Origin of the sequence: Streptomyces sp. NBC_01454 (assembly GCF_036227565.1) — a bacterium.
Lineage (GTDB): Bacteria > Actinomycetota > Actinomycetes > Streptomycetales > Streptomycetaceae > Streptomyces.
In genome coordinates this window covers 1,814,074-1,827,082 of the sequence record NZ_CP109460.1, presented here as the reverse complement: position 1 = coordinate 1,827,082, position 13,009 = coordinate 1,814,074, and the positions used below count along the sequence as shown (strand labels likewise).

At 68.8% G+C, this 13,009-nt stretch carries 9 protein-coding genes and 1 pseudogene; 4 read left to right on the top strand and 6 right to left on the bottom strand.

Annotation, left to right across the window (positions count from 1 at the left end; translation table 11 throughout):
* The first annotated feature begins 44 nt into the window (after positions 1-44).
* On the top strand, positions 45-764 hold the full coding sequence (locus OIU81_RS07880) for an exonuclease domain-containing protein (protein WP_329145266.1): 720 nt from the start codon (positions 45-47) through the stop codon (positions 762-764).
* Between the two features lie 98 nt (positions 765-862).
* Here OIU81_RS07880 and OIU81_RS07875 read toward each other — a convergent pair whose 3' ends face one another.
* Entirely contained in the window at positions 863-1,753 is an 891-nt protein-coding gene (locus OIU81_RS07875; protein ID WP_329145264.1) for an aminoglycoside phosphotransferase family protein, read from the bottom strand.
* A gap of 373 nt (positions 1,754-2,126) precedes the next feature.
* Positions 2,127-2,723: a TetR/AcrR family transcriptional regulator gene (locus OIU81_RS07870; RefSeq protein WP_329145263.1), complete on the bottom strand. Its 597-nt coding sequence runs from the start codon at positions 2,721-2,723 to the stop codon at positions 2,127-2,129.
* A 168-nt stretch (positions 2,724-2,891) separates the two neighbouring features.
* Between OIU81_RS07870 and OIU81_RS07865 the strand changes: the two genes are divergently transcribed.
* The 3 genes and pseudogenes from OIU81_RS07865 (at position 2,892) to OIU81_RS07855 (ending at position 6,413) form a co-directional block, all read left to right on the top strand.
* Positions 2,892-3,851 carry an alpha/beta hydrolase family protein gene (locus OIU81_RS07865; protein ID WP_329145261.1) on the top strand — a complete coding sequence of 320 codons (960 nt, stop codon included), beginning with the start codon at positions 2,892-2,894 and terminating at the stop codon, positions 3,849-3,851.
* Between the two features lie 286 nt (positions 3,852-4,137).
* Positions 4,138-4,782: pseudogene (locus tag OIU81_RS07860) on the top strand (carbohydrate ABC transporter permease); the annotation flags it as partial.
* 425 nt (positions 4,783-5,207) lie between these two features.
* On the top strand, positions 5,208-6,413 hold the full coding sequence (locus OIU81_RS07855; protein ID WP_329145259.1) for a S8 family peptidase: 1,206 nt from the start codon (positions 5,208-5,210) through the stop codon (positions 6,411-6,413).
* Between the two features lie 287 nt (positions 6,414-6,700).
* Here the strand turns inward: OIU81_RS07855 and OIU81_RS07850 are convergent, their stop codons facing one another.
* The 4 genes from OIU81_RS07850 to OIU81_RS07835 are packed head-to-tail and all read right to left on the bottom strand — an operon-like array spanning position 6,701 to position 12,815.
* Positions 6,701-8,605, bottom strand: a complete 1,905-nt coding sequence (locus OIU81_RS07850) for a TniQ family protein (protein WP_329145257.1) — start codon at positions 8,603-8,605, stop codon at positions 6,701-6,703.
* A 3-nt stretch (positions 8,606-8,608) separates the two neighbouring features.
* Positions 8,609-9,898, bottom strand: a complete 1,290-nt coding sequence (locus tag OIU81_RS07845) for a TniB family NTP-binding protein (RefSeq protein WP_329145255.1) — start codon at positions 9,896-9,898, stop codon at positions 8,609-8,611.
* Positions 9,895-12,162 carry a transposase gene (locus OIU81_RS07840; protein ID WP_329145253.1) on the bottom strand — a complete coding sequence of 756 codons (2,268 nt, stop codon included), beginning with the start codon at positions 12,160-12,162 and terminating at the stop codon, positions 9,895-9,897. The genes OIU81_RS07845 and OIU81_RS07840 overlap by 4 nt, the downstream gene beginning before the upstream one ends.
* Positions 12,162-12,815, bottom strand: a complete 654-nt coding sequence (locus OIU81_RS07835; RefSeq protein ID WP_329145251.1) for a TnsA-like heteromeric transposase endonuclease subunit — start codon at positions 12,813-12,815, stop codon at positions 12,162-12,164. The genes OIU81_RS07840 and OIU81_RS07835 overlap by 1 nt, the downstream gene beginning before the upstream one ends.
* Between the last annotated feature and the right edge of the window lie 194 nt (positions 12,816-13,009).

The following is a 13,009-nucleotide window of genomic DNA, read 5'->3' as shown; positions in this document are numbered from 1 at the left end:
GAGAGTGGGCGGGCAACGGGGGAAGTACCACCGAAGGAGGCCACATGAGCTGGCATCAGGAGCTGTTGGTCAGCTTCGACCTGGAGACCACCGGCACCGACGTCGAGCAGGACCGCATCGTCACCGCGGCCCTGCTCCGGCTGGAGGGGGACGGCCGGGCCGCCGCACAGCGGACCTGGCTGCTCGATCCGGGCGTGCCGATTCCCGAGGAAGCCGCGGCCATTCACGGCATTTCGACCGCTTATGTCCAAGAACACGGGCGCCCGCCGGCGGAGACCATAGAGGACATCACCGAGGCGCTGGCCGATGCCCTGCGCGCGGACATCCCACTGGTGGTGATGAACGCCCGCTATGACCTCTCGCTGCTGGACCGTGAGTGCCGGCGCCACGGCCTGCGGACCCTGACCGAGCGGCTCGGGCATGCCCCCGCCCCGGTCATCGACCCCCTCGTCCTGGACAAGCACGTGGACCGCTACCGCAAGGGGAAGCGCGCACTGCAGGCGCTCTGCGGCCACTACGGCGTCCGGCTCGACGGCGCACACGAAGCGGGCGCCGACGCCGCGGCCGCTGCCGGGGTCGCCCGGCGGATCGGGGAGAAGTATCCGGCCGTCGCCCTCCCGTCGCCCCGTGCGCTGCACGCACTCCAGGAGCAGGCCGCCGCCGAACAAGCCGCGTCGTTCCAGGAGTATTTGCGGCGCTCCGGAGATCCCCGGGCGATAGTCGAGCCGGCCTGGCCGCTGATCCCCTACCAGGCCGGCGTCTGAGCACCGCGGCTCCCGCTGCGTTCCGGTTCCGCCGGAGCTGCCGTTCCGCTACCGCCGCTGCCCCGGCCGGAAGCGCCCGGATGCCCCGGCCGCCCGGCTCAGAAGGGATACCACCGCACGGTCGCGTCCTTCTCGCGCAACGAGGCGATCCGGCGCCGGAATTCCGTGCGCGCCGCCGGGTTCCCGGGCGCGTGCTGGGACACCCAGGCACAGCTCGCCGTCTCCCGCGCCCCGCGCAGCACGGCGCAGCCCTCCCAGTCCCGTACGTCCCAGCCGTAGACGGTCACGAAGGTGTCGTAGGCCGCCGGGGACAGGCCGTAGCGGTCCCGGCTCAGCGCCATCACGACCAGGTCGTGTTCCCGCAGATCCGAGGAGAAGGTCTCCAGGTCGACCAGCACCGGCCCGTCCGGCCCGATGTGCACATTGCGGGGCAGCGCGTCGCCGTGGAGGGGGCCGCGGGGCAGCCGCGGCTCCAGGGCCGAGGCGGCGGCCGCGAAGGCGTCCCGCCGCCCGCGCAGATAGTCCGCGTCCGCGGCCGGCACGGCGTCGCCGGCCAGCCGCAGCCAGCGCTCGACGCCGCCGAGCAGTTCGCGGCGGGGGAGTGCGAACGGCGGCTCCGGCAGCGAGTGGACCAGCTTCAGCAGCGTGGCGAGATCCTCGGGCGAGGCGGGGCGCTCGGCCGCCGGCAGCCGCTGCCAGTAGGTGACTGGATGCCCGTCGAGCAGCGTGGCCACGGGCTCCGCGGCCCGTACGGCCGGTACGCCCTCGGCCGCCAGCCACCGCGCCACCTCCAGTTCCCGCTCGGCCCGCTCCAGGAGTTCGGCGCTGCGGCCCACCCGCACGACCGGCCCGTGGTCACCGAGGGCGAAGACGGCGTTCTCGCCGAGCGAGAGCAGCTCGGCGCCGGCCGCCGCATCGGGCCGTCCGGCCGCGGCCAGTACGTCCCGGGCGCGCGCCTCCGTGAAGGCGGCGGAGCTCGGTGCGGTCATCGGATGCCTCCTGCGGTGCGGGAACGCGACCAGTGTCGCAGGTCCGCCCGGCGGATTCCGGGGCCTTCCCGGGCGGACGGCTCGCCCCCGTGGCCCACCCGTTGATCCGCCTGGTGATCCCCTTGCCGATCTGCCTGTTGATCTGCCCTTGGATCTGCACGCCGCTCCACCGCGGCTTTGTTCACGAGTGACGACAGTGGATGTTCACGACGTCGAGCGGCGTCCTGATGATGCCGTGTTCGATGTTCATGAGGAGTGACAGCACCGGCTCAGGGGGCGCTGTTGCGTGCCGGTGTCTCCGGCTGTGGTGCGGCGGCCGTTCGGATCGCGTGGAATTCGGGGAGGGGCGTGGCCGCGATGTCGCTCGTCGGCATCAGGACGTCTGCGGTCGCTGAAGCCCCCGGAGGAGGAGAGCGATCAGGCGTCGGGGGTCGTATCGGGGGTCATTGTCGCGTCCGATGCACAGGTTGCCGATGCCGCGCATCAGCTCGTAGGGCTGGGTGCCGGGCTCGATGTCGCCGGCCTCGACCGCGGCATCGAGCAGTTGGGCGCAGACGGGCAGCAGGCGGTCGAGGAAGTCGGCGTGCAGCGCGGCGAAGCGGTCGCTGTCGGACTGCAGGGCGTCGGCGAGGCCGTGCTTGGTGACGAGGAAGTCGACGAAGAGGTCGATCCATTGGTGCAGCGCGTCGAGCGGCGAGTCGACGCCGGCCAGCAGGCTCGGGCCGGCTTCGGCGCATGCCTCGATCTGGTGCCGGTACACGGCGGTGACGAGGTCCGCCCTGGTCGGGAAGTGGCGGTAGATCGTGGCCATCCCGACGCCCGCCTGGGCCGCGATCCGGCGGATCGGCGCGTCGACGCCGGAGGTGACGAACACCGCGGCTGCGGCGGTGAGCACGGTCTCCCGGTTGCGCTGAGCGTCGGCCCGCTTGCTTCGAGACGGCGAATCCCCTGCGGGGCCCTCGGCGGCCATCACGTTCTCCTTCGATACCGATTGACAAAGCGGAGCAGTGCTCCAGATACTAAATGGAGCAGCGTTCCGTTTCAGCTTAGCCGAAGCGGGACGCCCCTGCCCGCCTGCTCGCCCGCCGGCCGCAGAAGACCGGCGGGCGGCAGGCGCCACCGAAAGGGAACCCACACCGTGAGCACATCCACTACCGCCGACGTCTTGGGCACGCCCGTGCCGGTCCTGTCGTTCAGCCCCGTAGTCATGTCCGTGCCCGGACGTCCCGTGGATCTCCAGGTACGCGTCTCCGCACCGGCGACCGGAACCGGCCTCCCCGTCATCCTCCTCTCCCATGGCCACGGCTCCTCGAACAACCTCTCCTCGCTCAACGGCTACGCGCCGCTCGCCAACTTCTGGGCGGCACACGGATTCGTCGTCGTCCAACCCACCCACCTCACCTCCAGCACACTGACCCACCTGGTCGCCGACGCCCCTGGCGCACCCGACTTCTGGCGCTCCCGCGCCGAGGACATGTCCCACATCCTCGACCGGCTCGACGCGATCGAGAACGCCGTGCCGCAGCTTGCCCGACGGATCGACCACACCAAGGTCGCCCTCGCCGGGCACTCGCTCGGCGGCTTCACCGCAGCCCTCCTCCTGGGTGCCGGGCTCACCGACCCCGAGACCGGGAGAGTGGCGCACCTCGTCGAGCCCCGGATCAAGGCGGGCGTACTGCTCGCCGCGCCCGGCAGGGGCGGTGACGTCCTCAACGGGCCCATGGCCGAGTTGTGGCCGATCATCGGGGCCATTGACTTCTCCACCATGACCGCACCCGCCCTGGTCGTCGCCGGCGACAAGGACGACTCCCGGCACTTCACGGACATGGGGCCGGACTGGCACACCGACCCCTACACCCTCGCCCCCGGCCCCAAGACCCTGCTCACCCTGTTCGGCGCGGAACACGGACTCGGGGGGATCGCCGGATACGACGCCGCCGAGACCACCGACGAGAATCCCGAGCGAGTCGCCGCACTTGCCCGGCTCACCGCGGCCTACCTCCACACCCAACTCCGCCCCGGCGCCCCTGCCTGGCAGACCACCTGCGAGGCACTGACGACCGGACCCGACCCAGTAGGACACGTCGAATCCAAGTAGCCCCGCGGTCACGTCCCGCATCTGAAGGGGCGCACAGGTTCCAGCAGCCCGGTAGTCGACGCTGCTGTCCGGGCAGCCGACCGCCACGGTGTGAAGTGGCTCGGCAACCCAGGAACTTCAGCCGAAATCGGCTGCCTCGGCGCTGCCCGGACTCCTGCACCGTTCGCATCGCAGCACACCGCGGACACTGCGACGCGGGCAGCGCTGGGGCAGCCGGGGGAGGGCTCAGCGGCCCGCCGCCGCACCGAACCGCGCCCGAGGAGTCGGTGCCGTGACCCGTGCGACCGTGCCCCGGCGGTCCGCCGCAGCCGTGGACCGCGCCGCCCGGCTGCGGCGTGACCACGGCGCCTGGTTCCTGGTGCTGCCCGCGCTCCTGCCGATCCTGCTGCTGAGCGTCGGGCCACTGCTGTACGGCATCGGGCTGGCCTTCACCGACGCCCAGTCGGGCCGGACCCGGGCCACCCGGTTCATCGGGCTGCTGAACTACTCCGATCTGTTCCACGACGCGCTGTTCTGGGACTCCTTCCGGATCGGCCTCTTATGGGCCTTCGGCGTCACCGTCCCGCAGTTCGTCCTCGCGCTCGGTCTCGCCCTGATGCTCCACAGCGATCTGCGGCTGCGCCGGCTCGCCCGGGCACTGGCGATCATTCCGTGGGCGATGCCCGAGGTCGTCGTCGGCATCATGTGGCGGCTGGTCTACCACCCCGACGCCGGCCTCCTGAACGAGACCCTGCGTCACCTCGGCCTGTTCGGCGCCGGCGACGGACGGGACTGGCTGGGCGGGCCGGCCACCGCCCTGCCCGCGGTCCTCGTCGTCGGCGTCTGGGCCGGGATGCCGCAGACCACCGTGACCCTGCTGGCCGGCCTGCAGATTGTGCCGGGCGAACTCCACGAGGCCGCCGCGATGGACGGTGCGGGCCCCTGGCGCCGCACTCCCGGACTCCAGGAGTACTACAGCGGGGCCATCGACCTGGACACCCTGCGGAAGCGGCTCGTCAACGACGGCAATCTGGTGCTGGCCCGCTACCAGCGCTGAGGGTGGCGACGGCCGCCCGGCCCCACGGGAGGCCAACTCGGGTCCCTCCAGGCACCGTTCACGGTCACCGAAACTCCGCCCATTGCATTCATGTAAACGGAGTTGAGTCACCTGGCTTCAACTCCTTGGTCTTTTTGACCACTTCTGAAACCTTTCCCTTTTCGCGGAGCTTGTTGCTTATCTCACACGCCGTGGCTGGTCTTGAAATCGGACTGAGCAATCAGACAGGGTTTCGAGCCAGTCCGACGGAGATCTTCCGGTCTCCTCGGGCTATTGCGCAACGCTTTCCCCCCACACCACGAACGAGGAGAACCCTCGCAATGGCTCACCAGCGTTCCAGCAAGAAGCGGCTGGTCACGGCGATAGGCGCCGCGGTTGCCGCTACTGGTATCGCCACCGTCACCGCGGTCACCGCGGGGGCGTCCCCCGCCGCCGAAGGCAAGATCTACGGAGCCCAGGCCAAGGGCGCCGTCAACGGCAGCTACATCGTCATGCTGAAGAAGTCGATCCGTACCGCGGAGAGCGGCGACCTCGCCGCCAAGTACGGCGGCCAGGTCAAGCGGAAGTTTTCGTCCGCCATCGACGGCTTCTCCACGACCGGGCTGAACGACGAGGAGGCCAAGCGCCTCGCCGCCGACCCGGCCGTCGACAAGGTCGTACAGAACAAGAAGTTCCACATCACCGCCAGTCAGGCCAACCCGCCGTCGTGGGGCCTGGACCGCATCGACCAGACGGACACCAAGGGCGACAAGAAGTACACCTACCCCGCCGGCGCGGGTCAGGGCGTCACCGCCTACGTGATCGACACCGGCATCCACATCAGCCACAAGGACTTCGGCGGTCGCGCCTCGTACGGCTTCAACGCCATCGGCAAGAGCGACAAGGCCGAGGACGACAACGGCCACGGCACGCACGTCGCGGGCACCATCGCCGGTACCGAGCACGGCGTCGCCAAGAAGGCCAAGGTCGTCGCCGTCAAGGTCCTCGACGGCCAGGGCTCCGGCACCACCGAGCAGGTCGTCGCGGGCATCGACTGGGTCACCAAGAACCACAAGGGCCCCTCGGTCGCCAACATGTCGCTCGGCGGCGGCGTGGACGAGGCGCTGGATTCGGCCGTGAAGAAGGCCATCGACGCCGGCGTCACCTTCGGCGTCGCGGCGGGTAACGACGGCGCCGACGCGGGCCAGAGCTCCCCGGCGCGGGTCAAGGAAGCCATCACCGTGGCCTCCAGCACCAAGGACGACCAGCAGTCCGACTTCTCCAACCACGGCAGCGCGGTGGACCTCTACGCGCCCGGCTCCGACATCACCTCGGACTGGAACACCGGCGACGACGCCACGAAGACCATCTCCGGCACCTCCATGGCGACCCCCCACGTCGTCGGCGCCGCCGCGGTCTACCTGGCCGGCCACAAGGACGCCAAGCCCGCAGACGTGGAGAAGGCCCTCACCGACGGCGCCACCGCCGACAAGATCACCAACCCCACCGAGGGAACCCCCAACAAGCTGCTGAAGGTCGTCGAGTAACCACCTCGCCACCTCAGCTCCGCCTGCCGCCCGCCGCGCTCGCCCCCACGGGGCGCGGCGGGCGGTGGTGTGTTGAGGGGTTCCCCGGCCCCTGGGCCTCCGCCCTCGCCTGGCCGCGCCGCCCCGCCCCACCCCGCCCCACCCCGCTCGGGATGCACTGATTCCGGCTGTGACCGAGGAGCGTAGTTTGCGAATCTTCCTGGGGGCTGAGCAGCTCAAGACAGTGACAGAGAAGTTAGTTTGCGAATCTTGAGAGCGTTATTTTGCGAATCATGGCAGTGGTGGGATCACGGTGCGTGAGTGGGGGCTTCGATGATCTGAAGGGCGAGTGCTTCGAGGGCTTCGAGGACGTCAGGGAACGGCGGGTTTTCGTGGTCCCAGCGCCAGAGAAACATCATCGCTGGTGATGCGGCGTCCAGTTGCCGGTTCAGTGGGGAGATTGGTGGCTGGAAGATGGGTGCGAGGGAGTACTCGCTGCCGGTGACGCGGCTCCAGACGAGAGCGGACGCGCATTCACGGGTCAGGGCGCCCGGACGCGGGCCCGTTAGCCGTCTGTGCTGTCGGCAGATCCGGTTCCAGGTCTGGTCGTCGAGGTGCCAGCCTGTGAGCAGGGTCCGCCTGGCCTGGTAATCGAACTTCCTCTGCCGGGCGATGTGTTGTGCGAGTCGTTCCAGGGCGTCGCGGGCGCCTTGGCCCCTCAGGTGGTCGGGGGGTTGACGGGTGTTGAGCCGTGGGCGTCGTCCGGTACTCCAGGACAGGGGGACGCCGAGGAACTCGGCAGCTTCCAGGAGATTCAGGTTGCTGACGGCCTGAATCAGGTGGATGGGGAGCATACGCCGCAGGAGGCGGCTGCGCGGAGTCCGACGGTCGAAGCTGTCCGAGAAGACTGCGAGCCAGGACTCGGGAAGGAATTGCGGGATGTGCTCGGCTGCGAAGCCGTGGTCCTTGAGGGTTAGGAGGGGAGCGAAGAGTCTATGAACGGAGCGAGCTTTGGTGATGCTCTGTGTGGGTGCCCCTTGCCGGATCCAGTCGAAGTGGAGCCTGAGCTGGTAGACCTTTTCGACCTGGTGGCGGAATGAAGGCGAGGCATCGTGCGCCAGCATGCGCCAAGTCGTGCCCCACCGGGGGTCCTGCCGCGTGGGGAGGTATCGAAGCAGCTGAGGCAGCGCGCTGCGCGACTCAAAGGGATCTTGTGTAACCAGTTGCTCGGATGCAGCCAGAAGCGCTGCGGTGGCGACCGCGTCGCCGGGCGGTGTGCTCCAGGCGGTCGTGACAGGGCGGCCGGAGGACGGGAGTGGCTGCTGAGGGCTCGGAGCGGGGTGAGCTTGGGGTGCATTGTGTGCGGCCAAAGCGGGCTGAGCTTCGGACGGAGCAAGGTTTGCCGCTGCCGGCCAACCTGCCTGGATGAGGGCAGCAGCGACTTGCAGGTCGGCGAATCGCTGAAACGCGCGCTCCGGCTGGCCCTCGGACGTTAGGAGGCCCATAAGCCTGCGCTGCAGCTCTGCGAGAGCTGGTGAGAGGCTCACTTCCGGTGGTTCGGCGCTGTCCAGCCGGTGACCACAGATGCCGGAGCCTGCGGGTGAGGATTCGGATGGAGGGTTGCGGCACTGAGCGGGGTGAAGCCCTGGCGTGTGCTGCGCGGGTAGCAGGGTGAGTCGGCTGCCCCGGCCGCCGAACACCGGAAGCCGGCAGCGTGGGCAGTCGTTGCGCAGGAACACCTGGTGATCGAGGCAAGCGAACGTGATGGCCAGCCGCCATTCCCGCTTCCAAGGGCCGCCGTGGCGGCGCTGGATGGGTGTGTCGTCTCCAGCAAGGCAGGTGGGGCAGTAGCGCGAATAGGCCATCAGCAGCCAGAGAGGGAAGACGCTGCGAGGACGGGGTGTGCTTCCCTCTCGGACCAGCGCGTGCGTGAGGGCTGGGTAGCGGTCGGTGTAGGGACGCAGGGTCAGCGAGTCCGCAGCAGCCGGCGTGACCCTGGCCGAGCGGGCGAAGAGATTCAACGGTGTGGACTCCAGCATCAGCAGACTGGAGGCCGGAGCCAGCCCGGTGGGTGAGTGTGCGAGGCCAGTCCGCCGGGCCACTTGGCCAGGCGACAGGTCGAGGCGGTGGGCCAAACGGAGGAGGAATCCCGGCAGGCTCTCGTCGGGCAGAGGGATCAAGCTCCTGGGCAGCGGGTCCTTGGCGACGTTCACGGATCAGCCTGTCTGGTCTTCAGCGGCGCGAGGGCCGCGGTCGTCGAAGACGGTGTTGCGGGGCCGGCGCTTTGTGCGCGACGAACGCCGCGTGGTGGGCTGGCGCTTGGGGACGGCCGGCTCATCGGGGGCGTCGGCCATGTCGTCTCGTCGCAGGACGATCTCGTCCAGGAGGTTCTCGTCGAGAGCTTCCCTGCCGCTGTCCATTGCCTCTTGGGTGCCGTCCTCGATGAGCCGCCCGAGCAGCCCGACGACGCCGCCGGTGCGGCGCATCAAATACTCGGGCATGGCACCGTCGGTGAGCATGCCCTTCTTCGCCTTCAGCAGCCGGAGGTGGACCTCGATCCCTCGAAGATGGTTGAGGAATGTAGTGATCTGCTCGGCGGTGGTGTAGCGGAACCGGTCGAGCTCGACCAGTTCGAAGCGGTGCTCGGTCTGGGTGACCTCCAGGCCGTGGATGCGGGTCGATTCCAACTGCGGCATAAGCCACTGGGCTGTTGCCTTGTCCCATTTCGCCTCGCGCAGCAGCCCGGTCGCGGGGATGTTGACTCCGGTGAGGATCAAGGTGACGTCCAGACTCATGAAGGCCCGCATGAGGTCCAGGACGTCCTGGTCGTCAGCGCGGTGCATGCGCAACCGGCTGATGTCGTCCAGGACCAAGACCTTGACGCCGTGATCCCTGAGTGAGTCGGCGACGAGGCGGACCAGTTCAGGGAGCGTCGCTGACCTGCGGAAGTCGGCCCGGAAGAAGTTCAGGATCGACACACAGGTGCTCTTGGGGGTCGCGGTGACCGGAGTCGAGACGTAGACAACCGGAGCGTGTAGATCCGAGGTCCCCGGGATGGCGCCCGGAAGCAGGTAGCTGTGCAGTTGCAGCCATTGGTCTTCGAAGGCGGCTGCGGCTGAGCAGACGGTCGCGGTCTTCCCGTAGTTGCCCCAGCCGCTGACCATGACCCCGGCCAGGGTTGGATCGTCCTGCTTCAGGGTATTGCCATTCAGCCGACGCCGGATGAGCCGGGTGACTTTCTCCTGCATCGGAGTCCGCTGCAGCGGCAGATTGACGTTCGTGATCCTGCGATAGAGATCGTAGTCGGTCCGGCGGGCCGTGGGGGCGGTCCGCCACTGGTTCGCTGTCAGTGGTGGCGGCGGAATGAGCTGACCGCGGTGGGTGCGGTAATGCTGCCAGCCAGCGTAGGTGTCGCGGTGCGGGCGCCCTTGCAGGATCAGCTTGGCGATCCGGGCTCGTGAGGGCAGATCGGCCAGCGGATCGTTGACGGAGGGGGACTGGCTCACGCGTTCTCCTCCAGGGGCTGGTCAATATGGTCGTCGGGTCCCAGCGGAAGCAGGAACAGGTGTTGGCGACGCAGAGCATCTTCCAGCAGCGGTGGCGCAACCGGTTCGTCCAGGACAACTTCCTCCCGCCGGCGGCGACGGTCGGAGTCGACAGCGGTGTCGATCGTGTGGGTCTGCTCGGCCCATGGCGCGGGCATCCGGGCAGGCAGTGGCGAAGGGCCTTCGCGGTCCGCGGCGGCGGCCTGCGCGTGGGTGTCCTCGCGGGCCCGGGCGATGCGCCGCTTCTTCCCGGCCTTCTTCTCCTTCTGCGTGGGCCACTTATCAACCGGGGTAACCGAACCCAGGATGTCCAGCAACGCTGGCAGGAGTTCTTCGTCGGAACGGGCAACGATCTTGTTCGCTCTCACATGTTCGAGGAGAGCATCGGCGCTTTTGTCCGAGAACGCCGGGACCTCGCCTTCGGGGGGAAGGCCCCGCCACCGCAGAACATGCCAGGTCTCGTGGTCGGCCGGATCCTGAAAGAAAACCTGCCTGCGGTCCCTGCGATCACTGCGGACCACCCACTTGCCGGCGTGTCGGCCGCCGCGGCCCGAGGGCCGCCAGAACCGCGGATCGTCTAGGACGTCGGCGTGATACCAAAGTCCGAGGATCTTCACCCCGCGACGGGGATGGATCTTGATGTGGTGCTTGCGTAGGAGCCGGTAGTAGAGGCTCGGCTCGGGAAAGTCCAGGTCGAAGCCGCCCTGCTGCATGGCCGCCGCGAACAGTGTGTTCGGACTGTGGTCCTCACCCGGCGCCCAACTGGGGGCGTATTCGCCTAGTTTGCGGTTCTGCCACACCCGGACGATCCAGGTTGCGATGACGTGCTCGGCTTGCGCGAGGGTCAGGCTCGCGTCGCGTTCGGGGTCGGCCCCGCGGTCGGCCGTGTCGGTGCCGGTGAACCCCAGCAGGTGTTCGAGCAGCATCGTCTGGATCGTGGAGAACTGTCGCTCGACCGCGAACTTGTCCGTCTGTCGCAGCACGCGGGCGGGCAGGATATTGCAGCCGAGTTCCCGTTCGGCCTCCACCAGGTCGTGGTTTTTGTAGGGTCCGCCGTGGTCGGTGGTTACCGTCTCCGGCGCGAAATACGGCAGGGCCGCGACCCGGTGGCCGGCAAACTCGGCGACGACGTCCGCCGGGACGCCCGCGTAGGGCCACTCCATCTCCTCGCCCCAGCTCTCCCGCATGGGCAGTGGCAGCATCACGTCCCGCAGCAGCATCGCGACGTCGACGGAGGTGTCCGACTGCAGGGTGAGCCGAAAGGCCGGCAACCCGTGGGTGTAGAGGTCCAGAGCCAGGGTGAGCGTCGCCGTGACCGCTTCACCGAAGACGGTCTCCCGCAGCTTGACCGGCAGCGGAGTCGAGTCCAGCGCGAGAACCTGCCCTGGCCGGTGGACCACCACCCGGCCCGAGACCCCGGCCTCCGCGGCAGCATCCGCCGTCCGTCGGTAACGCGGCCGGGCCCCTCCGGGACCGAACCACTCCTCCCAGACCACCGCCAGCGTGTAGCGGGAGGGGATCTTCTTGGTGGGGAAGTCCGGGAAACGCTCGCGTACGTACTGGTGCATCAGACGGTGCCTGGCGGCCATGGTGATCCGGGCCCGGTCCTTGCACTCCTCCCTCACCGCGAAGATCGCCTCGCGGATCTCCTCGGTGACACTCCGGTGACCACCTCGCCGGCGAGTCCACCGCCCGTCCGCGCAGGCCAGCAGGAGACTCTCTCCGGACAATGTCGTCAGTGTCTCCAGGGTGCGGACTCCCAGGCCCTTCAACCCGAGCAGTGTCGCCTCCTGCGCGGGCATCGCCTTCACCTCGGCGGCCTTCGCGTGCCGGCGTGCGGTCAGCGTCGTCAGGTCGGGGTCGTAGGCCGGCCGCGGCTCGCCCGGCCTCGCCCGGGACGGGTGCCCGTCTCGAAAGCCGGTCGCCGTCTCCAATACGTGCTCGGCCCGGATCCGTGCTCGCTCCAATTGATTCGGCGTCAGGTCGGCTAGTGACCTTGGCTGACGGGGCAGTCCCGAGCGGCTCGCTTTGTCTATGTCCCCCAGTACTCGCAGGTCAGGATGATTGATCAGCCATCGAAACGAGCGAGCCTCGACCCGGCCGGAGCCGTCTGCCAGCACAAGCCGGCCGAGATGGGCCTCGACCGACTCGATCGTCCAGTCGACCCCGTTGAGCGCGATCCGCCGGCCCGACGACACCCGCAACAGCCCGTTCGAAGACGCCATCACACCCGCCCCCGCGGCCCGGTCGCCGCCCAGACCAGCGAGCTGTCGAGCAGCGGTCTACCCAGATCGACCCCAAGCTCCCGGTGCCAGAGCAGCCGGACGATGTGAGCGCGAGCGACCACCGGCAGGCTGGCCGCCTCCGCCAATTCGCCGAGTGGAACGGCCCGTTCGCCGACCGCGGACAGCACCTGATCCCTCATGCCCAGCAGGTCCCTTGCCGGCCGCCGCCGCGACGACAGATGGTCCAACACGCTGAAGACATGCGGGCGCCAGCCGGTGGCTACCGAATACCGCCAGCCGCAGACAGTAGCCATCTCCCGGGCAGCCGCGAATTTCAGCGCATCGCTCACCTTGATCAGATTCGCCGGACGGACATCCAGCAACCACATCCCGCCGTCGACCACGGCCAGAAAGTCCGGGACATGCCAGCCCTTCCCGTCCGCATGCTCGAAGTCCAGGCGGAACGGCTGAGACAACACCTCCGACGCCCCGAGAAAGTCCAGGGCGACCAGCAGACGCGATTCCTCGATCGACTCGAACCCATGGGCCCGGCCGGTCGACACCATGTACTGCAGCCCCGGGTGATGCCGCTGAGTGCGTCGCCACGTGAACCCGCGCGTCGGCTGGGACGACAGCACGGGAACATAAGTCATGTCACGGACCGGCCAGGTGACCTCGCCGCCACCCGCCCTCCACGTCGTACTCCACCGACGCGGCCACTCATCCCCGAGCCGCAGGAGACTCCGGGTCTCTACGTCCTCGTCGTAACTCGTGACCAACCCTTCCAACTGGCACACATCGGAAGGAATCGCCGCCTCCGTCACTGCCTTCACGTACCCAGACCAGC

Coding starts and splice junctions, on each gene's coding strand:
- OIU81_RS07840 (WP_329145253.1), bottom strand. CDS start 12,162: ATGGCGTCTTCGAACGGGCTGTTGCGGGTGTCGTCGGGCCGGCGGATC.
- OIU81_RS07880 (WP_329145266.1), top strand. CDS start 45: ATGAGCTGGCATCAGGAGCTGTTGGTCAGCTTCGACCTGGAGACCACC.
- OIU81_RS07835 (WP_329145251.1), bottom strand. CDS start 12,815: ATGACTTATGTTCCCGTGCTGTCGTCCCAGCCGACGCGCGGGTTCACG.
- OIU81_RS07870 (WP_329145263.1), bottom strand. CDS start 2,723: ATGGCCGCCGAGGGCCCCGCAGGGGATTCGCCGTCTCGAAGCAAGCGG.
- OIU81_RS07875 (WP_329145264.1), bottom strand. CDS start 1,753: ATGACCGCACCGAGCTCCGCCGCCTTCACGGAGGCGCGCGCCCGGGAC.
- OIU81_RS07855 (WP_329145259.1), top strand. CDS start 5,208: ATGGCTCACCAGCGTTCCAGCAAGAAGCGGCTGGTCACGGCGATAGGC.